The organism is Anaerotruncus sp. DFI.9.16 (assembly GCF_024461615.1).
In the GTDB taxonomy this organism is placed as follows: Bacteria; Bacillota; Clostridia; order Oscillospirales; family Ruminococcaceae; genus Anaerotruncus; species Anaerotruncus massiliensis.
Genome location: NZ_JANFZX010000018.1, coordinates 1 through 26,849, shown reverse-complemented (window position 1 = coordinate 26,849; position 26,849 = coordinate 1). Strand labels below are relative to the sequence as shown.

30 protein-coding genes are annotated in these 26,849 nt (G+C 59.0%); 12 read left to right on the top strand and 18 right to left on the bottom strand.

The window, feature by feature from the left end:
• Positions 1 to 24 precede the first annotated feature (24 nt).
• The 4 genes from NE609_RS09030 to NE609_RS09015 form a co-directional block, all read right to left on the bottom strand.
• Positions 25 to 216 (bottom strand): hypothetical protein, encoded by a 192-nt coding sequence (locus NE609_RS09030; protein WP_002566025.1) that lies wholly within the window; start codon positions 214 to 216, stop codon positions 25 to 27.
• A 70-nt stretch (positions 217 to 286) separates the two neighbouring features.
• Positions 287 to 1,228 (bottom strand): MobV family relaxase, encoded by a 942-nt coding sequence (mobV, locus tag NE609_RS09025; protein ID WP_256152327.1) that lies wholly within the window; start codon positions 1,226 to 1,228, stop codon positions 287 to 289.
• Between the two features lie 185 nt (positions 1,229 to 1,413).
• A complete protein-coding gene (locus NE609_RS09020; protein ID WP_256152326.1) occupies positions 1,414 to 1,809 on the bottom strand; it encodes a replication initiator protein A in 396 nt (131 codons plus the stop codon).
• A gap of 111 nt (positions 1,810 to 1,920) precedes the next feature.
• Positions 1,921 to 2,334 (bottom strand): cysteine-rich VLP domain-containing protein, encoded by a 414-nt coding sequence (locus tag NE609_RS09015; RefSeq protein ID WP_256152325.1) that lies wholly within the window; start codon positions 2,332 to 2,334, stop codon positions 1,921 to 1,923.
• Between the two features lie 350 nt (positions 2,335 to 2,684).
• Between NE609_RS09015 and NE609_RS09010 the strand changes: the two genes are divergently transcribed.
• The 4 genes from NE609_RS09010 (at position 2,685) to NE609_RS08995 (ending at position 5,809) form a co-directional block, all read left to right on the top strand.
• Entirely contained in the window at positions 2,685 to 3,125 is a 441-nt protein-coding gene (locus NE609_RS09010) for a hypothetical protein (protein WP_044945476.1), read from the top strand.
• A gap of 39 nt (positions 3,126 to 3,164) precedes the next feature.
• Complete coding sequence (locus NE609_RS09005; protein WP_256152324.1) at positions 3,165 to 3,965, top strand: helix-turn-helix domain-containing protein; 801 nt, start codon at positions 3,165 to 3,167, stop codon at positions 3,963 to 3,965.
• Positions 3,966 to 3,998: 33 nt separating this feature from the next.
• Positions 3,999 to 4,490 (top strand): YfbM family protein, encoded by a 492-nt coding sequence (locus NE609_RS09000; protein ID WP_256152323.1) that lies wholly within the window; start codon positions 3,999 to 4,001, stop codon positions 4,488 to 4,490.
• A 566-nt stretch (positions 4,491 to 5,056) separates the two neighbouring features.
• Positions 5,057 to 5,809, top strand: a complete 753-nt coding sequence (locus NE609_RS08995; RefSeq protein WP_256152322.1) for a hypothetical protein — start codon at positions 5,057 to 5,059, stop codon at positions 5,807 to 5,809.
• Positions 5,810 to 6,044: 235 nt separating this feature from the next.
• On the opposite strand, the gene NE609_RS08990 is transcribed toward NE609_RS08995, so the two are convergent.
• On the bottom strand, positions 6,045 to 8,789 hold the full coding sequence (locus NE609_RS08990) for an AAA domain-containing protein (RefSeq protein WP_256152321.1): 2,745 nt from the start codon (positions 8,787 to 8,789) through the stop codon (positions 6,045 to 6,047).
• A gap of 542 nt (positions 8,790 to 9,331) precedes the next feature.
• Between NE609_RS08990 and NE609_RS08985 the strand changes: the two genes are divergently transcribed.
• Both NE609_RS08985 and NE609_RS08980 read left to right on the top strand, forming a co-directional pair.
• On the top strand, positions 9,332 to 10,867 hold the full coding sequence (locus NE609_RS08985) for a serine hydrolase (protein ID WP_256152320.1): 1,536 nt from the start codon (positions 9,332 to 9,334) through the stop codon (positions 10,865 to 10,867).
• Between the two features lie 129 nt (positions 10,868 to 10,996).
• The gene (locus NE609_RS08980; RefSeq protein ID WP_101553061.1) at positions 10,997 to 12,502 is read left to right on the top strand and encodes a catalase; all 1,506 of its coding nucleotides are present in this window, start codon (positions 10,997 to 10,999) and stop codon (positions 12,500 to 12,502) included.
• A 151-nt stretch (positions 12,503 to 12,653) separates the two neighbouring features.
• Here NE609_RS08980 and NE609_RS08975 read toward each other — a convergent pair whose 3' ends face one another.
• The 12 genes from NE609_RS08975 to NE609_RS08920 form a co-directional block, all read right to left on the bottom strand.
• Positions 12,654 to 13,088: a hypothetical protein gene (locus NE609_RS08975; protein ID WP_101553062.1), complete on the bottom strand. Its 435-nt coding sequence runs from the start codon at positions 13,086 to 13,088 to the stop codon at positions 12,654 to 12,656.
• Entirely contained in the window at positions 13,081 to 13,461 is a 381-nt protein-coding gene (locus NE609_RS08970) for a DUF2089 domain-containing protein (RefSeq protein ID WP_199724016.1), read from the bottom strand. Before NE609_RS08970 ends, NE609_RS08975 begins: the two co-directional genes overlap by 8 nt.
• A 149-nt stretch (positions 13,462 to 13,610) precedes the next feature.
• Entirely contained in the window at positions 13,611 to 14,741 is a 1,131-nt protein-coding gene (locus tag NE609_RS08965; protein ID WP_121586323.1) for an AI-2E family transporter, read from the bottom strand.
• Between the two features lie 12 nt (positions 14,742 to 14,753).
• Positions 14,754 to 15,662 (bottom strand): DMT family transporter, encoded by a 909-nt coding sequence (locus NE609_RS08960; protein WP_256152319.1) that lies wholly within the window; start codon positions 15,660 to 15,662, stop codon positions 14,754 to 14,756.
• A 26-nt stretch (positions 15,663 to 15,688) separates the two neighbouring features.
• Positions 15,689 to 15,913, bottom strand: a complete 225-nt coding sequence (locus NE609_RS08955) for a hypothetical protein (RefSeq protein ID WP_101553065.1) — start codon at positions 15,911 to 15,913, stop codon at positions 15,689 to 15,691.
• Entirely contained in the window at positions 15,900 to 16,124 is a 225-nt protein-coding gene (locus tag NE609_RS08950) for a hypothetical protein (RefSeq protein WP_256152318.1), read from the bottom strand. Before NE609_RS08950 ends, NE609_RS08955 begins: the two co-directional genes overlap by 14 nt.
• Before the next feature lie 473 nt (positions 16,125 to 16,597).
• Positions 16,598 to 17,041 carry a NusG domain II-containing protein gene (locus NE609_RS08945; protein ID WP_256152317.1) on the bottom strand — a complete coding sequence of 148 codons (444 nt, stop codon included), beginning with the start codon at positions 17,039 to 17,041 and terminating at the stop codon, positions 16,598 to 16,600.
• Positions 17,038 to 17,748, bottom strand: coding sequence for a PHP domain-containing protein (locus NE609_RS08940; protein WP_121586318.1), 711 nt, complete (start codon positions 17,746 to 17,748; stop codon positions 17,038 to 17,040). Before NE609_RS08940 ends, NE609_RS08945 begins: the two co-directional genes overlap by 4 nt.
• A 33-nt stretch (positions 17,749 to 17,781) precedes the next feature.
• The gene (locus tag NE609_RS08935) at positions 17,782 to 18,120 is read right to left on the bottom strand and encodes a hypothetical protein (protein ID WP_256152316.1); all 339 of its coding nucleotides are present in this window, start codon (positions 18,118 to 18,120) and stop codon (positions 17,782 to 17,784) included.
• A 14-nt stretch (positions 18,121 to 18,134) separates the two neighbouring features.
• Complete coding sequence (locus NE609_RS08930) at positions 18,135 to 19,457, bottom strand: [Fe-Fe] hydrogenase large subunit C-terminal domain-containing protein (RefSeq protein WP_101553070.1); 1,323 nt, start codon at positions 19,455 to 19,457, stop codon at positions 18,135 to 18,137.
• A gap of 48 nt (positions 19,458 to 19,505) precedes the next feature.
• Complete coding sequence (locus tag NE609_RS08925) at positions 19,506 to 19,931, bottom strand: ATP-binding protein (RefSeq protein ID WP_121586317.1); 426 nt, start codon at positions 19,929 to 19,931, stop codon at positions 19,506 to 19,508.
• On the bottom strand, positions 19,924 to 20,280 hold the full coding sequence (locus NE609_RS08920; protein WP_101553072.1) for a DRTGG domain-containing protein: 357 nt from the start codon (positions 20,278 to 20,280) through the stop codon (positions 19,924 to 19,926). Before NE609_RS08920 ends, NE609_RS08925 begins: the two co-directional genes overlap by 8 nt.
• Before the next feature lie 307 nt (positions 20,281 to 20,587).
• On the opposite strand from NE609_RS08920, the gene NE609_RS08915 reads away from it, so the two are divergent.
• Genes NE609_RS08915 through NE609_RS08895 form a run of 5 tightly spaced genes read left to right on the top strand, consistent with a single transcriptional unit; the run spans position 20,588 to position 25,645 of the window.
• Positions 20,588 to 21,082, top strand: a complete 495-nt coding sequence (locus NE609_RS08915; protein WP_101553073.1) for an NAD(P)H-dependent oxidoreductase subunit E — start codon at positions 20,588 to 20,590, stop codon at positions 21,080 to 21,082.
• Positions 21,083 to 21,086: 4 nt separating this feature from the next.
• The gene (locus NE609_RS08910) at positions 21,087 to 21,641 is read left to right on the top strand and encodes an ATP-binding protein (RefSeq protein WP_121586316.1); all 555 of its coding nucleotides are present in this window, start codon (positions 21,087 to 21,089) and stop codon (positions 21,639 to 21,641) included.
• A gap of 43 nt (positions 21,642 to 21,684) precedes the next feature.
• Positions 21,685 to 22,065: a ferredoxin gene (locus tag NE609_RS08905; RefSeq protein WP_101553075.1), complete on the top strand. Its 381-nt coding sequence runs from the start codon at positions 21,685 to 21,687 to the stop codon at positions 22,063 to 22,065.
• 18 nt (positions 22,066 to 22,083) lie between these two features.
• A complete protein-coding gene (locus tag NE609_RS08900; protein WP_121586315.1) occupies positions 22,084 to 23,871 on the top strand; it encodes an NADH-quinone oxidoreductase subunit NuoF in 1,788 nt (595 codons plus the stop codon).
• Between the two features lie 19 nt (positions 23,872 to 23,890).
• Positions 23,891 to 25,645: an NADH-dependent [FeFe] hydrogenase, group A6 gene (locus NE609_RS08895; RefSeq protein ID WP_256152315.1), complete on the top strand. Its 1,755-nt coding sequence runs from the start codon at positions 23,891 to 23,893 to the stop codon at positions 25,643 to 25,645.
• A 467-nt stretch (positions 25,646 to 26,112) separates the two neighbouring features.
• Here the strand turns inward: NE609_RS08895 and NE609_RS08890 are convergent, their stop codons facing one another.
• A complete protein-coding gene (locus tag NE609_RS08890; RefSeq protein ID WP_121586314.1) occupies positions 26,113 to 26,340 on the bottom strand; it encodes a helix-turn-helix domain-containing protein in 228 nt (75 codons plus the stop codon).
• A 102-nt stretch (positions 26,341 to 26,442) separates the two neighbouring features.
• Here NE609_RS08890 and NE609_RS08885 point away from each other — a divergent pair, with 102 nt between their 5' ends.
• The gene (locus tag NE609_RS08885) at positions 26,443 to 26,679 is read left to right on the top strand and encodes a helix-turn-helix domain-containing protein (protein ID WP_256152314.1); all 237 of its coding nucleotides are present in this window, start codon (positions 26,443 to 26,445) and stop codon (positions 26,677 to 26,679) included.
• Positions 26,680 to 26,849: the final 170 nt, after the last annotated feature.

Sequence of the window (26,849 nt, the reverse complement as noted above, 5' to 3'; positions counted from 1 at the left end):
AATCAACGATGGCTTCGGAAAACCTTATGCCCCGGCTTCCTCACTCTGCCGTTTGTCGGCATACTTGCGGAACACCTCATAAAGCTGCTGTTCCAGCTCCCGGCGTTTTGCCGCTTCCTGCTCCGGCGTGAACACCGGGGAGAGATTTTCCAGCGTGATTTCCTTTCCCTGAAAAGTCACGACTTCGGTTTCTTTCTTGTATCTGATATGCTCCATAGTACCTCCGTATTTAATTTTCAAAGTGCAGTGCCGCCATGCTGCGGCGTGAAATGTTTTCTGCCATCAATCACCGTTCCCTTGTGTGCCGCTGTTGCCGTTTCAGTTCTGCCAGCACCTCCAGCGGGATACGGTCTACCAGCCGCTGAATGTCTTTCAGCTCGCTTTCCAGCTTTGCCCGTTCCATCGTATCTTTCATCTTGCCCTTTTCGCTGGCTTTGGCTCTGGCTTCCAACTGTTCCTTTTCTGCCAAAAGGTCGTTTATTGTGACCTTATATTTTTTGAGCTGACCGGAGAAGTTCTCCATCTGCGGAAACCATTTTTTTAGCAGGGAGAGGGCTTCCTCTTTCTTCTTTCCAGCGTTGAACGGGGTAATACCGTCCAGCGTGGCTTCAATGGTTCTTGCCTGTTTTGAGAGATTGACCGCCTGCTTGAACAAACGGGTGGGGATATGCTTCCTGCCTGTCTTGCTGGCACTTTCCCCACGCTCCAAGTCGGGATATTTCTCCACCATATAAGCGTGAAAATCGTCCTGCCATTTTGTGAGATTGGCTCTATTCCCGATAATCTCCTTTGCACACAGGCGGTTGTCCTCTGTCAGCGGGACAAAGACCAAATGCAGGTGGGGCGTTTTCTCGTCCATGTGTACCACCGCCGACACGATATTTTCTTTCCCTACCCGCCCGATTAAGAAATCAGCCGCCCTCTGGAAAAATTCCTGTATCTCCTTTGGGGACTTCTTCTTGAAAAACTCCGGGCTGGCGGTAATCAGCGTATCCACAAACCGGGTGCTGTCCCTGCGGGTGCGGCAGCCAGCTTGTTCAATGCGGCTTTGAATGAAGTGGTAATAGCGTCCCTCCGGCTTGACGATGTGGAAATTGTACTTGCTCCGGCTGGTGTCAATGTCGGGATTGCTGGCGTACTGTTCTTTCTGTCTTTCGTGATGGGCTTCCAGCGGTCTTGCCGGATTTCCCTTGTGTTTTTCAAATCGCAAAATTGCGTGTTGTGCCATGAAACTCCTTTCTCCATTCCTTTCCTATCCGGGACTTTTCCACAGGAAAATCCCGCCGAAACTATCTCTGATCGGATTGGAATGGAATGGATATAAATAAAATATTTTTAATCTTTGTATTTCTATATACCGTCCGGTTTCCGTACTTCAAGAGGATTGATTATCGTACTTGCCGGGTACGGTTTTCAGCCCTCCGGCGTTCCAAAACAGGATTTCTTGAAGTCGGTATTTGAAACCGCTTCATAGGATTTTGGGTAAATACAGTTGGGTTTTCCACAGCCCTGTTTCTTAATCTCAATCAACTCCGCATATTGCAGTTCCCGCAGGGTGTTGACCGCTTTCTGCCGTCCGCAGTGGAGCAGCTCCACTACCTCGTTGATGGGATAGTAGAGGTAAATGCGCCCATATTCATCTGCCCAGCCGTTTTTCCGGGACAGGTCTGTTCGGCGCAGGATAAAGGCATACAGTACCTTTGCTTCGTTGGACAGGGGTGTGAATGTGGGGGCTTCAAAAAGGAAATTAGGAAGCCGGGTAAAGCTGACCGCCTTTTCCGGCTGATGAATATAAATCGTGCTTGTCATAGTGTGTTTTGTGGACGGTTAGAAGCCCGTTTTCCGAGGAAGATGATACTTCATACCACCCGCCCCGGTTATGAACTTGCGAAGCCCGATAAATCAAGGCTTTTTTTCTGTCTAACTGTCCACAGCAGACCTCCTTTTCCGTTCACTTTCTGTTTTCTGCCGCCTGTGAACTCTGGCGGCGCAGTCGGGGCAGTATTTAGCCCGGTTGGATTTGGGGACGAACACACCGCCGCAGACCGCACAGCGTTTCAAGTCCCTGCCCCGGTAAATCTCCGCTTCCAGCGTCCCGGCAAGCGGCAAGACCGCCCACCGAAACCACTTGCAGCAGACCGAGAAAGAAATGGTCTGGGGGCAGGTGTGGGTATCCCCATTGTCAAGGAGCATACAATTCCCGTCCTCATAACAGCAGCACTCCCGGCGGATCAGGGCGTTTGCCTGTTTCCTCTGTGTCGGTGTCATGCGGTAAAGGGAACCGTCCGGCTTGCGCTCTATGGGCGGCAGTCGTTTATATGGGTTCTCTTTCATGTGTTCCCTCCATTTCTCCTTAGCCGTTCTTCCCGAAAAGGCTTCCTGCCCCATTCCTGCGGCGTGTTCCGGCGTTGGCACGCTCCCCGGACTTCGGGACATTTTGTCCCGAAGTGGCTCGTTGCAGTGCTTCCCCTGCCGGGGTATTCCTTTTCGGACGGTCATTCATTTTTCAAGGTGCAGTTCATCGATGAACTACCCTAAGTCTACACCTAAAAGACCGCCCGCCCCGTATATCCATAAGGTCGGAAATCAGCACCAAAAACTCTCTATTTCCACGCTCTCGGAATTATGGTAGAATAGAAAAAACGGAACAAGAAATAGGAAATGATAGAGGTGAACTGAAAAATATGGCATGGTTAAATTTAAATAGTTATGAAAGACAAGAATATGTGGAATTGAGATTGAATGCACCAAAAGCCGAAAAAATATTATTAGAATTCAATCCGCTAAAAATCTCTGATACGCCTGATTGGAACCCTGCGTGGGAAGAATGGCATTGTTATAGAAATCCTTTAAGGATTTATCAGCAGGATTATGAGATTTTAGTTGATTATTTCAACAAAATATATCCTATTAAGGATGCATTTGATGGAACACTTGAGCAGGAATTTAGTGTCTGTTTTGATAATTGGATAGGGAAAAATGATTGGATAAAAATTATTTTCGAAATAGAAAAAGACTTAAACGGTGTTTTGGATGGAGAAAGAATTTTTTTGACAGGCTTTCTTGAATGGTTAAAAGAAGCACTCAAATATTCATCTATCATCGTAGTTGAGGGAAATTTATAAATACATACAGAGTTTCTTAAGCATGGGAGGAGGGAGCGCATGGAACTATCCATACAAGAACGATTGAAAGACCTGCGTGTGGAGCGTGGGCTGACGCTGGAACAGCTTGCGGAGCAGACGCACCTCTCCAAGTCTGCGTTGGGCAGTTATGAAGGAGATAATTTCAAGGACATCAGCCATTATGCCCTTATTGAGTTGGCAAAGTTTTATGAAGTGACTGTTGATTATCTGCTGGGGCGTTCTCAAACAAAAAATCACCCAAACGCCGATCTCGCAGACCTGCGTTTGAGTGATGATATGATTGAACTATTGAAAAGCGGGCTGTTAGATAATCCCCTCTTGTGCGAGCTGGCAACGCACCCGGATTTTCCCCGGCTCATGGCCGACCTTGAAATCTATGTGAACGGCGTAGCCACAAAGCAGGTACAGGGCGCAAACGCCATCGTGGACGCAGTGATCGCAAGGATTATGAAACAGCACAATCCCGGCTTGACCGACCCGCAGTTACGGCAGCTTATTGCCGCCCACATTGATGATGACAGCTTTTGCCGCTATGTGATACAGCAGGACATAAACAAGATAGCTCTTGACCTACGGGAAGCACATAAGGACGATTTTTTCAGCGTCCCGGAGGATAACCCGCTGAAAGATTTTTTACAGACCGCAGACGAAGTCGCCAGCGAGGACGGCGACCCGGAACAAGCGTCTTTGGCGTTTATCTGCAAGCGGCTCAAACTGAATTACAAGAAGCTGTCCGAGGAAGAAAAGAAGTGGCTGAAAAAGATTGCACAGAAGTCGGATTTACTGAAAAATCCAAATCCCCAGCGGGGGCGGAAGTAAAGAACAATACAGTAAAATATGGAGGAAAAATAAATGGGAATGATTGCAAATTATCAGTCAACTACTGACATTGAATTAGAAAAATTTATGTGTCTTGATGATGTGGAAGAAGCACAGGAAAATGAGAACTTAGAAATTTGTGATATAGATAAAATGTGGGACGCACTTCATTTTTTGTTGACAGGAAAATCTGCCAGCGAACCGATTGAAGATAATTTAATCAGCGAAGCGATTGTAGGACAGTTTAATATTTCTGGGGAAGAAATTGAAGAATTTATATCTGGAACGAAAACTGATAGAGTGAAAGAAATTGCAAAAGCGTTGCAAGAGCTTGATTTTGAAACATATATTGATAAATTTGATATGAGTATGTTTCGCCAAAACGATATTTACCCTGATATTTGGGAATACGAAGAAGAAGCTGATGAAATTAAAGATGAGTTAAGAACCTCATTTGAAAGTTTGAAAAAGTTTTATGAGAAAATGGCAGAGCAAGAAAGAGCCGTATTAGTGTCAATTTACTAACTATCTAAATTTACCTGTTGAAAAAATAGCAAAGCCAGTCGAGCCAGTCAACGGTCAAGATGAACGGCGCATAAATGCGCCGCCGTTGATAGTCCCGCCCGTCTTTGCTAATGGGCAATCAAGGCGGGAAAGCCCTAAAATGGCTTCCCGCCCATTTCAATTTTTACGGGAGTGTATCTATAAGTTCGGCGTAGGACGAGGGACGGGGTTTTCATATACGCCCTGTCTGCTGATGAAACCAACCCTGTGTTTGCGGCTCCACGCCACACAATTACAGCCTTGTTTTCCTGCTGCTTCAAATGCTCTTGCCCTCCCGGTTGGCAACCTCATTTTCGCAGCAACGCCGACAGAGCGTATAACACACTACACTTTGCAAGCAAAGTCGTGTGCCAAAGGGATACCCTTTGGAAACCCCGAACAACAAAACAGGCTGAATATCTCGCACTTTCCCGGTGCTTGATACTCAGCCTTTATTTGTTGTCAGCAGCCCCCGTTTCGTGGTCTGCGTGTAGTTCCTTGTAAACTGACCTAAGGCTCTGCCTAAAAAGAGCCAAGCTTGGACTGGAATGGTTCGGGGAAGCCTTAGAAAACTGGATGATGAGGATGGACAATATCTTGAAACTCTTTTGTTAAAACAATCTCTGGCGCCAAAAAATTACAAGCTGAGTGAGCTTGATAATAAAAAGCTAAAAATATCAATAGTCAATTCGACTGATGGACAAATTATTGTCTCTGTTCCTGATGATGAAAAAGATACTGAAGGAACAAAGAAACAGATACAGACGGAACAGTATGAATCAATAAAAGTGCAAGCTAAGTTGGCGGAAATTGGGGAAAGAATGAACTTAAAGATATGGCTTCCACGGAGCGATAGGCAAAGAGTTCTGGAAATTTGGAAACCAGAATCAGAGCAATCCCTGTTAGAAAGACTACCATTAAATTATGATGATGTAACCTTAAGGACAATTGAGAACATTGATGTCCTCTGGATTAGGAAACATTCCATTATCCGAGCTTTTGAGGTGGAGCATACGACGTCAATTTATTCTGGTATATTAAGGATGGCAGACCTGATGGCCTTACAACCTAATTTATCTATAAAGGCTCACATCGTTGCTCCAGTTCAGCGTCGTTCAAAAGTGTTGCAAGAGATCGCACGGCCGGTTTTTTCTCTTTTAGAGCGAGGTCCATTATCGGAATCATGTACATATATCTCTTATGACACTGTATCGGATCTCTTAAACGACAAAAATCTAGAATATATGAATGACACTGTTTTGGAGAAATATGCAGAGTATGCTGAGGACGCCGATATATAAAACTAGATTCGTAAATACCGCTTGCCTATTGCCCGCAAACCTTTGATATTACTGGCTTTTTTGAGTAGATCCTATATCACCACCCGCACCAAAAGTAAGAAATCCGAACCCAATGGGTTCGGATTTCTTTATATCTGCATCTGCCGCATCAAAAAAGGGACCTGCTTTTGACTGAGATCAAAAGCAGGTCCCTTTTTTCGCTCCCTTGAATAGCGGCCGGCCGGGAAAAAACGCCTCAGGAAAAAACGCTTTGATTCAGCAGGGTATCGATCTGCCGCTCAAACTCGCCCGCGGTCAATGCGGCCTTTGAGGATAAGCGCCAGAGCGGGATCCGCATATGCCGGATCGCCGCATCCTTTTTTTCATCCCTCGTTATCTGCTCGGGGGTATTGTGGAAGCGCCCGTCCAGCTCTATGGCCAGGACGGGATTATCGATCGCGTTGCAAAGGGTGAAATCCACGTGCGTGTTGTGGTGCAGGACAAAAGCACGCATGGCGGAGTCCTGATCCAAATATGCTTGATCGGTTATCAGGTTTGCCAGGGGGAGCTTCACCCGGCAGTACATCTGAGGATGTCTGCTGATATATGTATCGATATGCCGGTAGACGGTTTCCTCAAAAATGTTATCTAAATTGTCGTGCGGCGTGTAGGCGCGCATTTTTCGGTACAAACCGTCAAACAGGCAGACCGTCTTGTCCGGGATCCTTTGCCCGTAGCTGTTGATATAATCGATCAAATCGCGCATTTCCTCGCTTTTGCGGTGCAGGAAAGGCGCATCCGCCACCATGACGAACCGCTTTTTCGCCCGTGAAACGGCAACATTGAGCAGTTCTTTCTTGAACAGGCAGTGTTCTCCGGACAGGTGGTTGTTGGCAAAGGGCAGATCGTTGAGCACGGTGGAAAAGAATACGGTATCCTGTCCTCTTCCCTGGAAGGTGTGAATCGTACCGCACACGTCCTTCCCGCAGTGGAAGTGGCTTCTCAAATGTTCGCCCTGCGCCTTGAACGGCGTTATGACATACGTCTTTTCCAGCGCCGGGCCGGTCAATTCTTCAATTGCCCGGATCTCCCTTTCATTGCAGAAAGAGCTTCCCGATCTGTCCGGCTGCGCATACTTGCCCTGGTCCACCGTCACCATCTGCATGGCGTTCTGATGGGCCTCGGTATAGATGATCAGTTCCCCGTCGTAGTAAAATTTGTTGCAGTAGTTGATGATCATATAGTCGCACCGGTAGTGCTCCCGCAGGAGGGTCGGCTCCAGGGACCAAACCTTTTGCACGGAACTCAAAAGGTTCTCCCGGAAGTAGTCATACGGTTCTTTCACGTCCGGCAGGGCGCCGGAGGCCCCATCGGTGATCGCGCTCAACTGCTTCTGGTCCCCGACAATGATGCAGCGCTCCGCCAGATGGAGAACGGGAATCCCGGTGATCAAATCGCATTGCGACGCCTCGTCCATGATGACGCAGTCAATTTTACCCGCGCCCTTCAGCATATCGCTGAAGTTGTAAACAAGGGCGTCCGCCGTGGTCAATATCACCGGATAGAACGCCCGGACTGCCTGCCTGCAGCCTCTATACAGGTTTCCTTCCGGGCACTGCATCACCTCCGCCGCCGCCTTCCGCCGTTCGGGAGCTGTGTAAAACGCCCGCAAAAACTGCGCCAGCGCCTGTGTGGAGACGTTGATATAACGGCGGTCGTACAGCTCGGCCAGTTCGCGCTGCTTCTCCCGGAGCCCGGCATGCTCCAATTCCGCGGACAGCTGCTCGATCTCACGCTGCAAGTAAATCGATTCCAGCCGGAATTGCAGCAATAGCCCCTCGGATTTGAAGCTGTCGGCATCCAGACTCCAGATAAAGCTGTTTTTGATGCGGTCCCAAATGGAGTAGCGGCCGGTATAGTCCAGCCTTTGAAGGGCGTGGGCGATGCGATCGATCTCACGGCGTATGCTTTCAAGGCTGCGGTTCTGAAACCTGTCGATGTTTCGGAATACGGGCTCCTCCCGGAACGCCTCTCTGCGTTTTTCCATATGCCGCAGCGCATTCTCATCTTCCTGCAGCCTGTTTTTCATTTCAACCAGACGGTTGATGTCCGCCTCCATCGCCTTCAGCCGCTTATAAAGCGAATGCAGCGTTTCTTCGTCGGGCGCGCGCTCCGGGATTTCCAACGCGCCGTCAAGCGTTTCCCGCACGCTCGACCTGAGGGTGTGATCCAGCTCCCGCATGATCTGCTGATTCCCCAAGCGGAGATAGAAGGGGGGCAATCGCAGGCCGTCCAGCTCCTCCTTGATGTTTTCGATCGCGGAGTTGTTTTTTGAAACGACGACGACGCGCTTTCCGCTGATCACCAGATTCGCCAGGATGCTCAGAATCGTCGTCGTCTTGCCGGTTCCCGGAGGTCCTTCAATGACGGAGATCCGGTCGGACAGCGCCCTCTCGATCGCCTGCTTCTGCGAATAGTTGGAACGGCTGAGCAATAGGATCGGCTGCTCCTTTGCCGTTTCAGACGGGTCCGCGGGCGTTGCAAGGAGGTAGTGCGTCAGCAGGCTCTCCGGCTGGAGGTAGGCCTGATGAAAAATGGTCTCCATCCGGTCCGCCGCCTGTTTTTTCAGATCCGTTTTGGGTTCTCCAGACGCCTCCTCGTGCGGCTGTTCTTTCCGCTGCGAGACGATCTGTTGATAATACTCCTGATAGTGCGTGAAAAGACGCTCGACCTCTTCCATCCCGGCGCCATACGCGTCAAGGCAGGTCCGGTACTCCTCGAACCGCCGCTGTTCCTGCGGGGATGCAAAATGACAGGAGCGGATATTTTCAAACCGGTAGGACATCTCCCGGCCGGAACCGGCAAACCTTCCCCGCAGCTTTCCCGCCTGATAACCGTCCACATGGATTTTGGAGACCCGTTCGGAGGTCCCGGTTACCGCGAGCAGACCGCCATGCTCGCGGGCGAAATCCAAATAACGCAACAGCTCGGTTCTTTCCATTTGACCGCTCACCCCTTTTCACGGCGATGATACAGAATTTGTAAAATCATCATATCACACAGACGCCGGCGGGTAAAGCCCGCCCGTATCGCCGCATGAGGAATCCCCCCTGTTTTTACCGCCGAACCACTGTTACAGCGTCGGGGCGCCCTTGAAGCCGCGCCGAATGATCAAAGATTCGGAGGCCCGGCTCGTGTTCTTCGACCGCGCGCAGTCCCCCCTCTCCTTTTTGCCGATTCCCTGTCCATGGACTGCCTCTGAGCCTTCGCGGACTACTGCGCGGGGAAGCTGGCCCGCCGGGTCCCCGCCCGGGGACGCCGGAAATGCGCCCCGCCCGGCCAGGCGGCTTAGATGATGAAAAAACGCGGCCCGGAGGCAATCTCCGGGCCGCGTTTTCGTCCACCGCAGATTTTTTTCGCGGATTCCTTGACAAACGCCTTTCGGCCTGCTATCCTTAAAAAAGTAATTGTAACTAAAATAGTTACAGAAAGGACATTACGACCGCACGGCAATCCCGCGCAGAACAGAAAGGCAGGTACCAGATGAATACACGCGAACATGAGACCATGAAGATGCGCGGCAGCGCCGACACGTCTTACCTGGGCCGGACCGTGGACGAGATGGTCTGGCGCTTTATGGAGGAGCAGGGCATCCCGGGCCTGACGCTCGCCATCGTCCAGGCGCCCTACATCCCCCGGGTGGTGGGCTACGGGCTCTCCGACGAAAAGCAGCGCCGCCTTGCCTCCGCCAACACAATGTGGCCCGCCGGCCCCATCTCCCAGGCGTTTGCCGCCGTGGCGGTGATGCAGCTCTTCGAGGACGGCGCGCTCGACCTCGACGCGCCCGCCGGGAACTGCCTGCCCGACCTGCCGGAAACGTGGCGGAACGTCACCGCCAGGCAGCTCCTGCGCCACGCCGCCGGCCTGCCGGACATCCGGGGGGCCGAGGGCTTCTGCCCCTACCGCAGGTGGAGCTTTTCCGAGCTGGTCGCGCTGGTCGCCGGCCGGCCGCTCTCCTTCCGGCCCGGCACCCGGGTGGAGCAGAGCGCGACCAACTTCCTTCTCCTCACCGAGATGGTGGAGCGGATCAGCGGCATGAGCTACCACGACTTCGTCACGAAACGGCAGATCGATTTTTTGGGGCTGCGCCGCACCGGGTTCGCCGAGGACCTGGACGGGTTCCCGCATGAGGACGTGGGCCGGACGGACAACGTCCACCAGCTCTTCAAGGCCGACCGGCTCTACATCGATCCGACCGAGCCCGCCGCCAGCTACGACGGCGAAGGCGCCGCCGTCCGCCGTCAGGATTCCTCCGCGCTGCGGGGCTTTTCGGACATCTGGGCCTCCGCGCAGGACATCTCCTTCTGGGATATCGGCCTCGCGGGCTCCGTTTTGATTCATAAGCCGGAGAACCGGGCGCTGGTCTACGCCCCCTGGAAGCTGCCCGACGGCCGCGAGGTCCCGGCGGCGGGCTGGCAGTTCTACAAGCACCGCGGCCTGATGGACATCAAGGGCTCGGTGCCCGGGTTCTCCTCCTTCCTCAGCCGGTTCACCCACTCGGAGGAGCTGGTCTGCGTGACCCTGATGGCCAACCGGGAAGGGGTGGACTTCACCAACCTGGGCAGGCGGATCGCCGGCGCCTTCGGGGACCTGCTCTCCACCAATTACGACGACAACAAGCTCTTCCTGCTGGAGGGGCAGCTCCCCGCCGCGGACACCGTGTCCCGGCTGGAGGAGGCGCTTCGGGAAAAGGGCGTGCCCCTCTTCGCGAAGTACGACCACGCGCAGAACGCCCGCGAGGCGGGCTTGGAGCTGCGCCCCACCACCGTGCTGGTCTTCGGCTCCCCCAGCGTGGGCACCGCGCTGATGCAGGCCGACCAGAGCGTCTCCCTCGAGCTCCCGCTGCGCATCTCCGTGTGGGAGGACGAGGCCGGCAGCACCTGGCTCGCCTTCCCGCGGCTGGGGAGGCTGACGGCGGAGTACGGGCTGCAGGCGCACCCCGCGGTCCCCAGGATGGAGGCCCTGATGGAGGAGCTCGTCCGCAGGGCGGGTAACGTCTATGGGGCGCGCCCCTTCTGAGCGGCCCGGGCAGCAGCAATCGACTTTTTTCGCGTCAGGAGAATTTTTCCTTGTTTCCGGGGAGAAACTGTGATAAGATGAAATCATAGGAATAGTAACCGATATCAATTAATGAAAGGAGTGCATATTATGGAGAATAAAAAGCTGACCAACGAGGTGGGCGCTCCCGTTGCGGAGAACGAACACTCCCTGACGGCGGGACCCCGCGGGCCGGTAATGTTACAGGATGTGTGGCTGCTGGAAAAGCTGGCCCATTTCGACCGGGAGGTTATCCCCGAGCGGCGGATGCACGCCAAGGGCTGGGGCGCCTACGGCAATCTTACAGTCACCCACGACATCTCCCAGTGGACAAGGGCGAAGGTCCTCCAGCCGGGCGCCAAGACCGACCTCTTCATCCGGTTTTCCACCGTGGCCGGCGAGCGCGGCGCGGCGGACGCCGAACGGGATATCCGCGGCGTGGCGGTCAAGTTCTACACAGAAGAGGGCAACTGGGACCTGGTCGGAAACAACACCCCCACCTTCTTCCTCCGGGACGTTCACAACTTCCCCGACCTCAACCGCGCCGTCAAGCGCGACCCCCGCACCGGCCTGCGCTCCGCCCAGAACAACTGGGACTTCTGGACGCTGCTGCCCGAGACCTTCCACCAGACCACCGTCGTCATGTCGGACCGGGGCATCCCCGCGACCTTCCGGCATATGCACTTCTTCGGGGAGCACACCTTCTCCCTCTACAACGCGAAGAACGAGCGGGTGTGGTGCAAATTCCACTTCAAGACCCAGCAGGGCATCAAAAACCTGACCGACGCGGAGGCGGAGGCGCTGGTGGCCAAGGACCGCGAGAGCCACGGCCGCGACCTCTTTGAGTCGATCGAGAAGGGCGACTATCCGCGCTGGACGATGTACGTGCAGATCATGACCGAGGAGCAGGCCCTTAAGCACTACGAGAACCCCTTCGACATCACAAAGATCTGGCGCCATGCCGAATATCCCCTCCACGAGGTGGGCGTGCTCGAGCTCAACCGCAACCCGGAAAACTACTTCGCCGAGGTGGAGCAGGCCGCCTTCACCCCCGCGCACGTGGTGCCCGGCATCGGCTTTTCGCCGGACAAGTTCCTCCAGGGCAGGCTCTTCGTCTACGGAGACGCACAGCGCTACCGTCTCGGGGTGAACTACAACCAGATCCCGGTGAACCGGCCCAAGGTGGAGGTCCACGACTACCACCGGGACGGGTTCATGCGCACCGACGGCAACTACGGCGCCGCGCCCGCCTACTCCCCCAACAGCCAGGGCGAATGGGCGGCCCAGCCGGATGTGATGGAGCCGCCGCTCGACCTCTCGGGTGCGATGTACGCCTACGACCCGCAGGACGACCCCACCGACGACTGCTTCCGGGCGGGCGGCGACCTGTGGAGGGTGATGACGGAGGATAAGCGCGCGCTGCTCATCGAAAACACCGCGCGCAACATCGAGCCGGTCACCGAGAACGTCAAATACCGTCACGCCGTCCACTGCTACTGGGCGGACCCCGCTTACGGCGAGCGCATCACCGCCGCCATGGGGCTCGACCTGGAGAAGGTGAAGGAGCTGGCCAAGGGCGACCACAAAAGCCTGATCGCGGCCACGCTCCGCGCCTGAGCGCCCGCCTCGCGCGGATTTCCTGAAAAGCGCGCCATTGCGCGGCGTATCTATCCATCCCCGGGGCCCATGGGGGCCGCGGAAATGAAACCGGGCGCCGGCCCCCCGCGGGGGGCCGGCGCCCGGTTTATCCGTGCCCGTCCGTCTTCGCCTATTCGAGCACCACGCGCACCTGGTCGCCCGAATCCTCGTCGTCCACGTCGACGATCGCGTAGGGCAGGGTGATCTCGCCGTCGTCAATGCTGGCGAGCAGCTCGTCGACGTCGATGTTGTTGAGGATGTCAAGCGCCTGCTGCGCCTGCGGGTCGTCCTTGGCGCTTTTGAGGCTGATCGCGCCGATCGATTTGCCCATCTTGAGCCCGACCCGCACGAGCGAGAAGGGGACGCGCACGTTGACCTTCTGCTTGCCGTTCTCGGTCACGAGCACGACCACCCGCTTGGGGGACACGCCCGCGCGGGCGGGCGCGGCGGTCGTCAGCTGGCGGGACTCCTCGGCGGGCAGCGCCTCCATCAGGCGTTCCGCCTCCTCGACCGAAATTGCGCCCTCCTGGAGCATCTCTAAAATCATTCTGCGTTCTTCATTCATGGTTCGTTCCTCCCTGTAACAGGTTTAACGCCTCTTCGGCGGTGATCTCGCCCTCCTTGAGCCGGCTCAGGATCTCCAGCCTGCGGGCGGATTCGGTGTCTGCTTCCTCGGAAAGGCCCAGCGCCCGGATCAATTCGTCCAGGCGGTTGCGCGCGGTGGGATAGGAGACGCCCACCCGCGTCCCGACATCCTTGAGGCTCCCCCGGCAGCGGATGAACGTCTCGAGAAAGTGGAGCTGCTCCTCCGTCAGCCGCGCGAACCGCCCGAGCGGGAAATCCCCCGCGACCTCGGTATTGCAGGCCGGGCAGCGCAGCAGGCAGACGCGCATCTCCTGCCCGCAGGCCGGGCACTTTGTCGGTATGCTTCCTGCCATGGTATCCCTCCTTTTGATGTTATTATAACTCGTTTTTTGATAATGTCAATATAAATTTTAATATTATTAAGTTTTATTTCAATTATATTTATTTTTATTTCAAAAAGGGGCCGGGACGCGTCGCGTCCCGGCCCCTTTGGAAGCGTCGGTTATCCGTCGGCGTTTCGCCGCGCCTCCCGGGCGCGGGTGGCGCGCCCGAGCAGGATATAGATGATCGCAAAGACGGGCGTCCCGAGGATCATGCCCGCCACCCCGAAGAGCCCGCCGCCGATCGTCACGGCGAAGAGCACCCACAGCGGCGGCAGCCCGACCGAGCCGCCGATCACCTTGGGGGCGATGATGTTGCCGTCGACCTGCTGGACGACGACCACGAAGAGGATGTACCACAGGGCGCGCAGGGGGTCGATCATGAGCAGGAGGAAGACTCCCGGAACCGCGCCGATAAACGGCCCGAAGAAGGGGATGATGTTGGTGACGCCCATGACGACGCCGATCAGCATCGCGTAGGGGAAGCGGAAGATCGAAAGGCCGATCACGCTCACGATCCCGACGATCATCGCGTCCAGCAGCTGGCCGGAGACATAGTTGCCGAACGTCTCGACCGAGACCCGCGCCGCGCCGCCCAGCCATCCGGCGGCCCGCTCGGGCAGGAAGGCGCGCCCGAGGCGGCCGACCTGGGAGAGGAGCTTTTCCTTGCTCATCAGCAGGTGGATGGAAACGATGATCCCGATGACGAAGGTGACGATGCCGCCGCCAAACGAGACGACGTACCCGAGCATCCGCGGGACAAAGTCGACGAGGAAGTTGAGCAGCACGTCCGCCGCCTGGGAGAACCAGGCGGAAATCTGCTCGAGCGCCTCGGCGGGCAGGGTGAGCTCCCCCTGCAGCCGGTTTCCGAGCACCCGGAGGGATTCCAGGTAGGCGGGGATGTTGTTGCCGAGCGTGACGACGCTCGCCGCCAGCTGCGGCACGACGACCCACAGCAGCACGCCGAACGCGGCGAAGGTGACCAGGTAGGTGGACACGAGCGAAAGCGGCCGCACCATCCGGGCGGAGCGGGGGTTCCTCCCCTCCGCGAGCCGGTAAAAGACCTTCTTTTCAAAGAGGACCATCACATTGTTGAGGATGAAAGCGATGGCCACGCCGACAAAAAAGGGGGCCAGCAGGCCGCCCGCGACACGCAGCGCCCCCGTCAGGCGGTCCATATTGCTCAGCGCGAGGTAGAGGACCACGGTAAACGCCGAGACGATACAGTAGCCCCTGATCTTCTGTTTGTCCAAAGCGCGCCCTCCTTACGGCGTATTGGCGGGCTGGGGCTGGTTCCTGCGCGGGAAGGTCCCCTCTGCGATCATGACGCCCATCAGAATGAGCACCGCGCCGGCCAGCATCAGCAGGGTGATCCGCTCGTGGAGCACGACGATCGACGCGAGCATCGTGACGAGCGGGTTGAGATAGACAAAGTTGTTGGCGCGCACCGCGCCGAGCCGCCCGACCACATGGTACCAAAGCACGTAGCAGAGGGAGGAGGCCACCACCCCGAGGAAGAGCAGGTTCCCCCACACCTCGGGCAGGCGCAGCACCGCCGGGTCGAAGGGCGTGCTGTCAAAGAGCAGGCAGGGCAGCATGGTGACGATCGAATAGAAGAAGATGCGCCGGGTGATGTAGACCGGCTGGTAGCGGCTGTCGATCTTGCGCAGGATGACCGTGTAAAACGCCCACGAGAGGGCGGCCGCCAGGGCGAGCAGGTCGCCCGCCGGGGAGAGCTTCAGCACGAAGCGCCCGTTGAAGACGACGAGAAAAATGCCCGCCATCGCGAGGAAGAAGCCGTAGAACGCGTGGCGGGTGAGGTGCTCGTCCCGCGTGAAGAGGTGCGCCACGACCGACGTGAGGATGGGCGCGGCCGAAATGAGCAGACTCACGTTGGAGGCCTGCGTATAGGAGAGCGCGGTGTTTTCCGCCAGAAAATAGAGGGTGCTGCCGCAGAGCGCCGCGGCGATGCAGCACAGCTCCTGACGCAGCCCCTCCGGGCGGTGAAATTTCGGATGGATGACGAGCAGCGCCGCATAGGCTATCAGGTAGCGCAGCAGCATGATCTGCACGGGGGAGAGCCGCGTCAGCAAAATTTTGGTCGACACGAAGGTCGTCCCCCAGAAGAGGATCACAAGCAGCGCGAGCAGGGTATACAGTCTGTTTTTCTTCATCTGCGGTCCATTCTTTCCGTCGGAAATCAAAGCGCGGCGACTGCGGCGGAGTTGAAGTTCTGCCAGAAGCCCTTGTCCTCCACCGCCTCGCGGAACTGGATAAACAGAAAAACGCCAACGATCAGCACCGCCCCCGCAATCACCGCAGCGGTGATCCAGCCCGCGCGGCGGCGCGCCCGGTGGCGGTTCTGCTCCCGGCGTTTAATCTTATCGAAGTCTATGATTTTGCGGTCGGGGTCACTGTTGTTCATCGGCAAAGAACATCCTCCAGATCAGATAGGCATAGGAAGCAATCGCCACAAACCAGATCACCGGCGCGAGCTTTTTGAGGGGCTTTACAAAGTAGACCCCGAGCAGCGTGCCGATCGAGAGCAGGCAGGTCTTGAAGATCGCAACGTCCCGGACCGAAAAGCCCCGGAACCGCTCCATCCCCCAGTCGATCACCCTTTGTACCGCGTCCATGGCAATGCCTCCTTCTTTGACAGTCGTCCCGGCGGGCAGTCCCCGCCCCTATGGAAAGTCTATCACAGTTTGTCCCTTTTTTCAACCGGGGGGAACTTTTGAGAAGGTTCCCCCCGGACCCCTTCAAAGCGCTTGGGGGTGGGGTGGGGGGCCCCTTTTGAAAAAGGGGCCCCCCGGACCCCCTCCGAAAACTTTTGGCGCAGGCGGGGTGCTCGGAGAAACCGCAGGCGCGGGCCGTGCGGCGGGGAGGGGCGCTCGGGGGAACCGCTTACCTCTAGCTTTCCCGCCCGGCGGCCGGTTCAAACGTCAAATTTTGAGCGCGGCGAAAAAGGCCGGGCGGCGGAAAACGACGCCCCGGCGGGGCGTCCGCGAAGGCCCTGCCATCGCGCGCGCGGCGAAGCCGCGCGGTTTTCCGCCCGGCCCGCGTTCCCGCCGCGCCCTTCGGCAGCCGTCCCGTCCGGGAGGCGCGTCGTCTAGGGGTGGTCGGATTCGGTGATCCACCGGACCCCGTCGTCGGGCGGCAGCTCCCCGCGCTCGTAGCAGACGAGGGTGGTACGGTTGGGCATGCAGACCGCCCGTTCGCCCGGCGCGCCGCACCAGCCGGTGCGCTCGCAGATGTGGTCGGGGCAGGTGACCTCGACAAAGCGCACCCGCCCGTCCGCGACCTCAAAGGAGACGGGTCTGCCCGTCTCCTCCTCGATGCGGAAGGTGTAGGGCCGCGCGGTCCTGCTGAGGTCGATGCGGAAGGTGTAGGGCCGCGCGGTCCTGCTGAGGTCGATGCGGTAGAGCGCGGTTCCGTCCACCGAGATGACCGCCACCGTGTCGCCCGAGCGCGGCCAATAAAAGAAAAGCGCCAGTCCGGCGCACACGGCGACCACCGCCGCGAGGATGATCCATTCGATTTTTTTCATTTTCATGCGAGGCGCTTCGCCAGCCCTTCAAAATCCACCGTGTCGAGGTGAATGCAGTGTTCCCGCTCGGAGATGTTTTCGAGGTAGTGCGCGTCCGAGCTCGTAACGATAGCGTACCCCTCTTTGTACGCCTGATTCCTCCCGTCCGCGAAGAACGCCTCCGGGTCCGCGACCTCGAGGGTGCGGAAGGCGCATTCGGGCGGGATGAACCCGAGGTTGGAGAGCACGCTGTTGCTCGCGCGGTCGATGTGCGCGGGGTAGCAGAACCCGCCGTACCCCTTGACGAGCGCGGGCAGGTCGGAGATTTCGATCGTCGTCGCGTTGATGAGCAGCTTTTGCTCGATGCCGGCGGGTTCGTCCCGCCGGTCGAGGATCTGCTGCGCGCCGAAGATGTCGGGGACGTTATCGATGTCGGGCAGGCGGCCGTGCACATACCCGTCGAAATCCATCGCGTTCTCCAGCGCGGGAAAGAGGCAGACGACGTGCACCTCCTCGGCGGTCGTCAGCTCCATGCCCGGCAGCACCGCAAGGCCCGACCCCTCGGCGGCGCGCATGAGCGCCGGGCAGTTTTTGCAGGAGTTGTGGTCGGTCAGCGCGATGAGGTCGAGCTCCTTCAGGAGCGCCATGTTGAGGATGTTGTTGGGGGTCATGTCCATGTCCCCGCAGGGGGAGAGGCAGGAGTGGATATGCAGGTCGTAGAACACCGGACGCATCGGCTCGCCCCCTCTCCCAAAATCGCCTTCCCGCTAGGCCCCGGCCATGCGGGTGTGGATGTCCAGCGCGGCGTCGAAGACCGGCTTCTCCGACCAGAGCACCGCGATGTCGTTTTGCTCCGCCTTCTTTTTGGCGTCGTCGTCGAGCGCCGCGCCCTCCGCGAGCACCACGCAGGCCACGTCGGCCAGCAGCGCCACCGCCATCGCGTTGACGTTGCCCATGACCGTCACCCACGCGCTGTCCGCGGGGGCGCGCCCCATCACAAAGCTGAGCAGGTCGCAGCTGTAGACGCTTTCGATCTCCCGGCCGAGGGAACCCTCTCCCGCGAGAATTTTGAGCCCGGCCAGCGCGGCCAGCTGTTTTACCGTCATATTGGTCCCCCCGGTCATTCCTTTTCTTCGGTTTCCTCCGCCGCGACCTTGGGCATCACGCTCGACAGCCGCCGCAGCCCCTCGGCCATCCCGCGGATCTCCTCGCGCAGCTTGAAGATGCACGCCTCCTCGGTGGCGAAGCCGCGCACGATATCCTCGGCAAGCGCCTTGCAGGAGGGCGCGCCGCACGACCCGCAGTCCATGCCGTAGAGCCGCCCCTCGATCTCCCGCATCATCTTCATCTTTTCCATCGCGGTTCGGATGTCCGCGTCCAGTTCGAGCACCGGCTCGTATTCGACCGGCGCGTCCCAGGTGTAGGGGGCGAGGCTCTCCTCCTCGAGGTGGTTGCAGGAGACGGGGCGGTATTTGCGGATGCGCTTGAGCTTGGCCTTGGCGACGTAGGGGTTTTCCACCCCGAGCACCCCGCCGACGCAGCCGCCCGAGCAGGCGTTGAGCTCGACGAAGTCGAGGTCGTAGAACTTCTCGTCCTCGAGGTCCTCGAGCACGCGGATGACGTTTTCGATGCCGTCGGCCGCGAGGTACCGCTCCTTGAGCGCGGCGGCGGCCTCGCCGCCGCTGCTGCCCCAGCCGATGCCCATCCGGCCGGCCCCCGCCATGTCGACCGAGGCGGGCACCTTGCGCATGAGGCTGATCAGCTTGGGGTAGACCTCCCGGATGGCGAGCACCGCGTCGACGGCGCTCTTCTCGGTACCCAGCGGCATCTTGACCGCCGTCACCTTCGCCGGGCAGGGGGAGATGAAGATCGCGCCGATCTTTTCGGGCGGAAGACCCGTCTTTTCGGCGGCGCGCGCCTTGGCCACCCGCGCGGCCACCTCGATGGGCGGGTGCAGCGGGAGGATGTTGTCGATGAGCTCGGGGAAGCGCACCCGGATGAGCCGCAGCACCGCCGGGCAGGCGGAGGAGATGACCGGGCGCTTGATGTCCTCGCGCATCATGTACCGCCGGGTCGCGTCGCTCACGAGCTCCGCGGCGCGCGCGACCTCGTAGACGTCGTCGAACCCCATGAGGGTCAGCGCCCCGAGGATGAGGTCGATGTCGTCGAGGTTGTTGAACTGCCCATAGAGGCTCGGCGCGGGCAGCGCGATCTTATATTCGAAGCTGTCCATCACCGAGATGGGGTCGAAGATCGCCTGCTTGGCGTGGTGCGGGCAGACCCGGATGCATTCGCCGCAGTCGATGCACCGCTCCTTGATGATCTTCGCCTTGCCGTTGCGCACGCGGATGGCCTCGGTGGGGCAGCGCTTGACGCAGTTGATGCATCCGTGGCACTTGTCCCGGTCGAGGGTCACCGAGTGGAAAAAGTTCGTGGTATCCATCATGACGGCCTCCCTGCCAAAAGGTTCCCCTTTCCGGGGGGACGCGGATCAGGCGACGTACACCTTCATGTTGACGGTGGTGCCGACGCCGACCTCGCTGACGACCTCCATCTCGTCGGAGTATTTCTTCATGTTGGGCAGGCCCATGCCCGCGCCGAAGCCGAGGTTGCGCACCTCCTCGGGCGCGGTGGACCAGCCCTCCTGCATGGCGAGGGAGATGTCCCGGATGCCCGGGCCGTGGTCGACCAGCCGCATCGTGACCGCGTCGGGCGTCACCTCGACGGTGATCTGCCCGCCGCCGCCGTGGATCACCATATTGATCTCCCCCTCGTACATGGCGATGGCGACCTTGCGCACCACCTGCGGGGAGAGGCCCAGCTTCTTGAGGACCCCCTTGACGTCGCTCGACGCCTCGCCCGCGCGGGTGAAGTCGTCGCCCGGGACGTCGTAGGTGAGGTTGATCGTATCAGACATCGGTTTCACAGCCACCCTTCAAGCCGTTGTCGTAAAGCAGCCCGCAGGCGGTAAACATGCGGTAGGGGGTCGAAAGCACGGCAATCCCCCGCTGGCGCGCGAGGGAGAGGATCTGCTCGTCGGGGCGCTTGCCGCGCACAAAGACGATGCAGACCATATCCATCATTTCGGCGGTGCGCACCACCTGCGAGTTGACGAGCCCTGTGAGCAGCACGCTCTGGTCCTTGACATAGGCGAGCACGTCGCTCATCATGTCGCTGCCGCAGGCGGTATGTACCTCGGCTTCCATCGAGTCCCCCTCGCAGAGGACCTCGGCCTTGAGAATCCTGGCGATATCGCTGACTGTCATGGGCCATTGCTCCTTTCGGAAATCGGAAAAGCGGTCGGTCTATACCTGAATATTATATCATTTTGCAAGCGGGGCCGCAATGACCGGCCCGCCAAAATCCCCCGTCAAAAGCTGTGGAATCTGCGGAGGGGTCGGGAATTGGAAAAGTCCGGAAGGGTTTGTCGAATTGTCATGAAAAACGTCGCGTTTTTGCGAAAATTCAGGGGGATTCATCTGGACGGCATTATGATTTTCTGTTATAATCATAACAATTCTATAATGGTGCCGTACGCCCTGAGCGTATGGCAATGCCAAGGAGGTAAGACAGATGGCGAACACGAAAACCGTGGTCCCCTTCACCGGCACCGCTGAGCAGGAACAGCGGCTGCAGAAGGTGATCGAGGAGCACAAGGGCCAGAAGGGCGCTCTGATGCCGGTTTTGCAGGGCGCTCAGGAGATCTACGGGTACCTTCCGATCGAGGTGCAGAAGATGATCTCCCTCGGGCTCGACATCCCGCTGGAGGAAATCTACGGGGTCGCGACATTCTATTCCCAGTTCACCCTCAACCCCAAGGGACAGTACAAAATCTCCGTGTGCCTCGGCACCGCCTGCTACGTCAAGGGTTCGGGCGATATCTTCCAGAGGCTCCAGGAGAAGCTCGGCATCCAGTCCGGCATGTGCACGCCCGACGGGAAATTCAGCCTCGACGCCTGCCGCTGCGTGGGCGCCTGCGGCCTTGCGCCGGTCCTGATGGTCAACGACGAGGTCTACGGCCGCCTGACGGTCGACGACGTCGACACCATCCTCGCCAAATACCAGTAACGCCATGCAGGAGCTTTCGCTGAACGTGCTGGACATCGCGCAGAATTCGGTCCGCGCGGGCGCCTCGCTCATCGAGATCACGGTGGACGAACAGCCCGCCGCCGACACCCTCACGATCACCGTGAGGGACGACGGCTGCGGCATGACGCCCGAACAGGTGCGGCGGGTCACCGACCCGTTCTTCACCACCCGCACCACCCGCAGGGTGGGGCTGGGGGTGCCGTTCCTCAAGATGGGCGCCGAGATGACGGGGGGAAGCCTCTCGATCGAATCGGAGCCGGGGAGGGGCACCGCCGTGACGGCGGTCTTCGGCCTCACCCACATCGACCGCATGCCGCTCGGCGACATCGCGGCGACCGTCGCCTCGCTCGTGCAGTGCAACCCCGACATCGATTTCACCTACACCTTCCGCCACGGGGCGGGGGAGTTCACCGCCGACACGCGGGAATTCCGGCAGGTGCTCGACGGCGTGCCCCTCTCGGAGCCGTCGGTGGTCGGGTTCATCGGCTCGTTCATCCGCGAAAACACGCAGGAGGTTTTAGACACGCAGGCGTCCTGACGGCAGGACGCACAACCACATTGTGGACGGAGGAATCTTACATATGAAAAGCTTAGCGGAGCTTCAGGCTCTGAGGGACAAGGTCAAAACCAACATGGGCATCCGCGCGGACGACAGCGGCAACACCCGCGTCGTGGTCGGCATGGCCACCTGCGGCATCGCCGCGGGCGCGCGCCCCGTGCTCCAGGCGTTCACCGAGGAGGTCGCCAAAAAGAACCTCCAGAACGTCACCATCGCCCAGACGGGCTGCATCGGCATCTGCCAGTACGAGCCGGTCGTCGAGGTCTTCGAGCCCGGCAAGGAGAAGGTCACCTACGTCAAGATGACCCCTGAAAAGGCTTCCCAGATCGTCCAGAAGCACCTGATCAACGGGCAGGTCGTTCAGGAGTACACCATCGGCGCGGTCGCCGGCAGCAAGCTGTAAGAAAGGAGGAAGCGCACCATGTATCGTTCCCATGTGCTTTGCTGCGGAGGTACGGGCTGTACGTCCTCCGGCTCGGCAAAGATCATCGAAGAGTTTGAAAAGGAAATCGCCGCGACCGGGCTCACCGAGGAGGTCAAGGTCGTCAAGACCGGCTGCTTCGGCCTCTGCGCGCTCGGTCCCGTAGTCATCGTCTATCCCGAGGGCTCCTTCTACTCCCGCGTCAAGCCGGAGGACGTCAAGGAGATCGTCGACGAGCACCTGCTCAAGGGCCGCATCGTCAAGCGCCTGCTCTACACCGAGACGGTCGTCGAGGACAAGATCAAATCCCTCGACGAGACCGACTTCTACAAGAAGCAGAAGCGCGTCGCGCTGCGAAACTGCGGCGTGATCGACCCCGAGGACATCAACGAATACATCGCCTACGACGGCTATATGGCGCTGGGCAAGGTCCTCACCGAGATGACCCCCGAGGACGTCATCGAGACGCTCAAGGTTTCCGGGCTGCGCGGCCGCGGCGGCGCGGGCTTCCCGACCTGGCTCAAGTGGAACTTCGCCAAGGCCCAGCCCCCCGGACAGAAATACGTCTGCTGCAACGCCGACGAGGGCGACCCGGGCGCGTTCATGGACCGCTCGGTGCTCGAGGGCGACCCCCACTCGGTGCTCGAGGCGATGGCGATCGCCGGTTATACGATCGGCGCGAGCCAGGGCTACATCTATGTGCGCGCCGAGTACCCCATCGCGGTCAAGCGCCTCGAGATCGCGCTGAACCAGGCCCGCGAGATGGGCTTTTTGGGCAAGAACATCTTTGAGACCGGCTTCGACTTCGACATCGACATCCGCCTGGGCGCCGGCGCCTTCGTCTGCGGCGAGGAGACCGCGCTCATGACCTCGATCGAGGGCCACCGCGGCGAGCCGCGCCCCCGTCCGCCCTTCCCGGCGGTCAAGGGCCTCTTTGGCAAGCCCTCCATCCTGAATAACGTCGAGACCTGGGCCAACATCCCCCAGATCATCTTGAACGGCCCCGAGTGGTTCGCCTCGATGGGCACCGAGAAATCGAAGGGCACCAAGGTCTTCGCGCTCGGCGGCAAGATCCACAACACCGGCCTCGTCGAGGTCCCGATGGGCACCACCCTGCGGGAGATCGTCGAGGAGATCGGCGGCGGCTGCCCGAACGGCAAGAAGTTCAAGGCGGCCCAGACGGGCGGCCCCTCCGGCGGCTGCATCCCGGCCTCCCTCATCGACACTGAGATCGACTACGACAACCTGCTCGCCATCGGCTCGATGATGGGCTCGGGCGGACTCATCGTCATGGACGAGGACAACTGCATGGTGGATATCGCCAAGTTCTTCCTCGAGTTCACCGTCGACGAGAGCTGCGGAAAGTGCACCCCCTGCCGCATCGGCACCAAGCGCCTCTATGAGATGCTCGACCGCATCACCCGCGGCGAGGGCAAGATGGAGGACCTTGACAAGATGGAGGAGCTCTGCTACTACATCAAGGAGAACGCGCTGTGCGGACTCGGCCAGACCGCTCCCAACCCGGTGCTCTCGACGCTGAAGTATTTCCGCGACGAGTACGAGGCCCACGTGAAGGAAAAACGCTGCCCGGCGGGCGTCTGCAAACACCTGCTCCAGTACCAGATCGTGGCCGACAAGTGCAAGGGCTGCACCCTCTGCGCGCGCAACTGCCCGGTCGGGGCCATCGCCGGCACCGTCAAGAACCCGCACGTCATCGACCAGTCCAAGTGCATCAAATGCGGCGCCTGCATCGAGAAATGTAAGTTCGGCGCGATTGTGAGAAAGTAAGAAAGGAGCGTGCCTGGATATGGAAAAAGAAATGGTTAATATAAAGATCAACGGTATGCCCTTGTCCGTGCCGAAAGACAGCACCATTCTGGAAGCGGCCCGCTATGCCGGCATCCAAATCCCGACCCTGTGCTATCTCAAGGAGATCAACGCGATCGGCGCCTGCCGCATCTGCGTGGTTGAGGTCAAGGGCGCCAAATCCCTCGTGGCCGCCTGCGTCTACCCGGTCAACGAGGGGATGGAAATCCTCACCCACTCCAAAAAGGTCTATGCCTCCCGCAAGATTACCCTCGAACTCATCCTCTCCACCCACAAGAAGGAGTGCCTCTCCTGCGTGCGCAGCGGAAACTGCGAGCTGCAGAAGCTCTGCCACGACTTCAAGGTCGAGGATGAGCACCGCTACGAGGGCTCCAACCCCGAGTGGCCCAAGGACGACAGCGCGGTCCACATGGTCCGCGACGACAACAAGTGCATCCTCTGCCGCCGCTGCGTCGCCGCCTGCTCCAAATGGCAGGGCATCGGGGTCATCGGCCCCAACGAGCGCGGCTTCAATACCCACATTGCCTGCGCCTTCGAGCAGAACCTCAGCGAGGTGGCCTGCGTCTCCTGCGGGCAGTGCATCGTCGTCTGCCCGACCGGCGCCATCTATGAGAAGGACCAGACCAAGGAGGTCTGGCGCGCGCTGCATGACCCGACCAAGCATGTCGTCGTCCAGACCGCGCCCTCCATCCGCGCCACGCTCGGCGAGGCGTTCGGCATGCCGATCGGCACCAACGTCACCGGCAAGATGGTCGCCGCCCTGCGCCGCATGGGCTTTGAAAAGGTGTTCGACACCGACCTCGCCGCCGACATGACCATCGTCGAGGAGGCCCACGAGCTGGTGGAGCGCATCCAGAACGGCGGCGTGCTGCCGATGATCACCTCCTGCTCGCCCGGCTGGGTCAACTACTGCGAGCATTACTTCCCCGACATGATCCCCAACCTCTCCACCTGCAAGTCGCCGCAGCAGATGTTCGGCGCCACGGTGAAGACCTGGTATGCCCAGAAGATGGGCTGGGATCCCAAGGACATCTTTGTGGTCGGCATCATGCCCTGCACCGCCAAGAAGTTTGAGGTCCGCCGCGACAACGAGGACGCCGCCGGTTCCGGCATCCCCGACGTGGATATCTCGCTGACCACCCGCGAGCTCGCCCGCATGATCGACCGCGCGGGCATCGACTTCACCGCCCTGCCCGACGAGGACTTCGATTCCGCCATGGGCGAATCCACCGGCGCGGGCGTCATCTTCGGCGCCACCGGCGGCGTCATGGAAGCGGCGCTGCGCACCGCGGCCGAGTGGGTCGGCGGCAAGCCTCTCCAGGACGTCGAGTTCAAGGAGGTCCGCGGCACCGAGGGCATCAAGGAGGCCAGCTACCAGATCGGCGACCTGACGGTCAACGTGGCGGTCGCGTCCAGCCTCGCCTGCGCCCGCAAGCTGCTGGAACAGGTCCGGGCGGGGATGAAGAACTACCACTTCATCGAGATCATGGGATGCCCGGGCGGCTGCGTCAACGGCGGCGGCCAGCCGGTCCAGCCCGCGAGCGTCCGCAACTTCGTCGATCTCAAGGCGCTCCGCGCCAAGGCGCTCTACGACGCCGACGAGGCGAAGCCCCTGCGCAAGAGCCATGAGAACCCCGAGCTGCTCAAAATTTATGAGGAGTACTTCGGCGAGTTCGGCAGCCACCTCGCGCACCGCATCCTCCACACCACCTATGTGGAGCGGCCCCACTTCTGATTCTTACGTGAAAAGCCCCCGGGAGCGACTGCTCTCGGGGGCTTTTCTTTTTTTGCCGCTCAGGGAGCGGCACAGCTTCTTCTTAGATTTTCCGCTCACTGAGCGGCGGAGTTGCCGGGTCCCGCCCCGGCGGCACTACTTAGGTTTGCCGCTCATCGAGCGGCGGAGTTGCCGGTAGTCGACCGGCAGCGAGTTCCTTTCTTGCTTGCCCAAGAAAGGAACCAAAGAAGGGCACGAGGGGCTGCGCCCCTGCGACCCCCGCGCCGCCTCCGGTTGGCCTTCGGCCAAAGTCGGCGGCGCCCCGTCACGGATAAGCGAACAAGCCTACAGCATCCCGCCAGCCGCCGCGCCGCAGGCGCAATGCCTCTGCCCGAGAGTCCCCGGAACGCTCTTACAAGTGCGGCTGGGGGGACAATTGAGTCGTAGTGTTTCCTCCGGCGCGCAACGGCACCCGCCGGGGGTGAAACCTAACTCTCCGCCTTCTTCGGCGGATATGGGGTCGGCTCGTCCGTCAAATCAAGCAGATAGTCCACGCTTGTCCCGAAATAACGGGACAGAATTAGGAGCTTTTCTACCGATGGGGTACGCTCTCCGCTCTCATATCGGGAGAGCATCGCCTGATCAATCCCGGTTTTCATCTGGAGCTGGATCTGCGACAGACCGTTTTGTTCCCGGATATACCGCAAGTTTTTCATATCCTCCGCCCCCTTTATGCCATTATGTCATATTTTATTCTTGACATTTATACCTGTATGTCATAACATAAAATTATACCTATTTGGCATAAGGAGGGCGTTATGAAAGTTTATCATCATTTGGCGGAGATTCGGAAGGAGCGGGGGCTGACGCAAAAGAAAATCGCCGAGGTCATCGGGGTTTCCGAGGGCACCTATGGCCGGTATGAGCGGCGGGGCGGCATTCGGGTAAGCCATATTGACGCGCTGGCGGATTTTTACGGTACAAGCACCGATTACCTGATGGACCTGACGGACACCCAAAAGCCCCATCCGCGGGCCCCAAAGCGAAAAAGCTAATCCGCGCGCCAAACGGGGAAAGCCGTGTCTCCCCGGACGCACCGGTAAGAGCGTTCCGGGGACTCTCGGGCAGAGGCATTGCGCCTGCGGCGCGGGGGTCGCAGGGATTTGGCCGCAGGCCATCCTTATAGAGAATCCGGCCCGCAGGGCCGGGGGGGGCCCGGCGGCGG

What these genes read in the sequence shown, in the direction of transcription:
- mobV (WP_256152327.1), bottom strand. Translation starts at nt 1,228, where the DNA reads ATGGCACAACACGCAATTTTGCGATTTGAAAAACACAAGGGAAATCCG.
- NE609_RS08925 (WP_121586317.1), bottom strand. Translation starts at nt 19,931, where the DNA reads ATGTCTGATACGATCAACCTCACCTACGACGTCCCGGGCGACGACTTC.
- NE609_RS09030 (WP_002566025.1), bottom strand. Translation starts at nt 216, where the DNA reads ATGGAGCATATCAGATACAAGAAAGAAACCGAAGTCGTGACTTTTCAG.
- NE609_RS08940 (WP_121586318.1), bottom strand. Translation starts at nt 17,748, where the DNA reads ATGCGTCCGGTGTTCTACGACCTGCATATCCACTCCTGCCTCTCCCCC.
- NE609_RS08950 (WP_256152318.1), bottom strand. Translation starts at nt 16,124, where the DNA reads ATGGACGCGGTACAAAGGGTGATCGACTGGGGGATGGAGCGGTTCCGG.
- NE609_RS08945 (WP_256152317.1), bottom strand. Translation starts at nt 17,041, where the DNA reads ATGAAAATGAAAAAAATCGAATGGATCATCCTCGCGGCGGTGGTCGCC.
- NE609_RS09005 (WP_256152324.1), top strand. Translation starts at nt 3,165, where the DNA reads ATGGAACTATCCATACAAGAACGATTGAAAGACCTGCGTGTGGAGCGT.
- NE609_RS08975 (WP_101553062.1), bottom strand. Translation starts at nt 13,088, where the DNA reads ATGAATGAAGAACGCAGAATGATTTTAGAGATGCTCCAGGAGGGCGCA.
- NE609_RS08905 (WP_101553075.1), top strand. Translation starts at nt 21,685, where the DNA reads ATGAAAAGCTTAGCGGAGCTTCAGGCTCTGAGGGACAAGGTCAAAACC.
- NE609_RS08935 (WP_256152316.1), bottom strand. Translation starts at nt 18,120, where the DNA reads ATGACGGTAAAACAGCTGGCCGCGCTGGCCGGGCTCAAAATTCTCGCG.
- NE609_RS08910 (WP_121586316.1), top strand. Translation starts at nt 21,087, where the DNA reads ATGCAGGAGCTTTCGCTGAACGTGCTGGACATCGCGCAGAATTCGGTC.
- NE609_RS08985 (WP_256152320.1), top strand. Translation starts at nt 9,332, where the DNA reads ATGAATACACGCGAACATGAGACCATGAAGATGCGCGGCAGCGCCGAC.
- NE609_RS09000 (WP_256152323.1), top strand. Translation starts at nt 3,999, where the DNA reads ATGGGAATGATTGCAAATTATCAGTCAACTACTGACATTGAATTAGAA.
- NE609_RS08960 (WP_256152319.1), bottom strand. Translation starts at nt 15,662, where the DNA reads ATGAAGAAAAACAGACTGTATACCCTGCTCGCGCTGCTTGTGATCCTC.
- NE609_RS08890 (WP_121586314.1), bottom strand. Translation starts at nt 26,340, where the DNA reads ATGAAAAACTTGCGGTATATCCGGGAACAAAACGGTCTGTCGCAGATC.
- NE609_RS08900 (WP_121586315.1), top strand. Translation starts at nt 22,084, where the DNA reads ATGTATCGTTCCCATGTGCTTTGCTGCGGAGGTACGGGCTGTACGTCC.
- NE609_RS08895 (WP_256152315.1), top strand. Translation starts at nt 23,891, where the DNA reads ATGGAAAAAGAAATGGTTAATATAAAGATCAACGGTATGCCCTTGTCC.
- NE609_RS09015 (WP_256152325.1), bottom strand. Translation starts at nt 2,334, where the DNA reads ATGAAAGAGAACCCATATAAACGACTGCCGCCCATAGAGCGCAAGCCG.
- NE609_RS09020 (WP_256152326.1), bottom strand. Translation starts at nt 1,809, where the DNA reads ATGACAAGCACGATTTATATTCATCAGCCGGAAAAGGCGGTCAGCTTT.
- NE609_RS08955 (WP_101553065.1), bottom strand. Translation starts at nt 15,913, where the DNA reads ATGAACAACAGTGACCCCGACCGCAAAATCATAGACTTCGATAAGATT.
- NE609_RS08980 (WP_101553061.1), top strand. Translation starts at nt 10,997, where the DNA reads ATGGAGAATAAAAAGCTGACCAACGAGGTGGGCGCTCCCGTTGCGGAG.
- NE609_RS09010 (WP_044945476.1), top strand. Translation starts at nt 2,685, where the DNA reads ATGGCATGGTTAAATTTAAATAGTTATGAAAGACAAGAATATGTGGAA.
- NE609_RS08915 (WP_101553073.1), top strand. Translation starts at nt 20,588, where the DNA reads ATGGCGAACACGAAAACCGTGGTCCCCTTCACCGGCACCGCTGAGCAG.
- NE609_RS08990 (WP_256152321.1), bottom strand. Translation starts at nt 8,789, where the DNA reads ATGGAAAGAACCGAGCTGTTGCGTTATTTGGATTTCGCCCGCGAGCAT.
- NE609_RS08995 (WP_256152322.1), top strand. Translation starts at nt 5,057, where the DNA reads ATGGTTCGGGGAAGCCTTAGAAAACTGGATGATGAGGATGGACAATAT.
- NE609_RS08920 (WP_101553072.1), bottom strand. Translation starts at nt 20,280, where the DNA reads ATGACAGTCAGCGATATCGCCAGGATTCTCAAGGCCGAGGTCCTCTGC.
- NE609_RS08970 (WP_199724016.1), bottom strand. Translation starts at nt 13,461, where the DNA reads ATGGCAGGAAGCATACCGACAAAGTGCCCGGCCTGCGGGCAGGAGATG.
- NE609_RS08930 (WP_101553070.1), bottom strand. Translation starts at nt 19,457, where the DNA reads ATGGATACCACGAACTTTTTCCACTCGGTGACCCTCGACCGGGACAAG.
- NE609_RS08885 (WP_256152314.1), top strand. Translation starts at nt 26,443, where the DNA reads ATGAAAGTTTATCATCATTTGGCGGAGATTCGGAAGGAGCGGGGGCTG.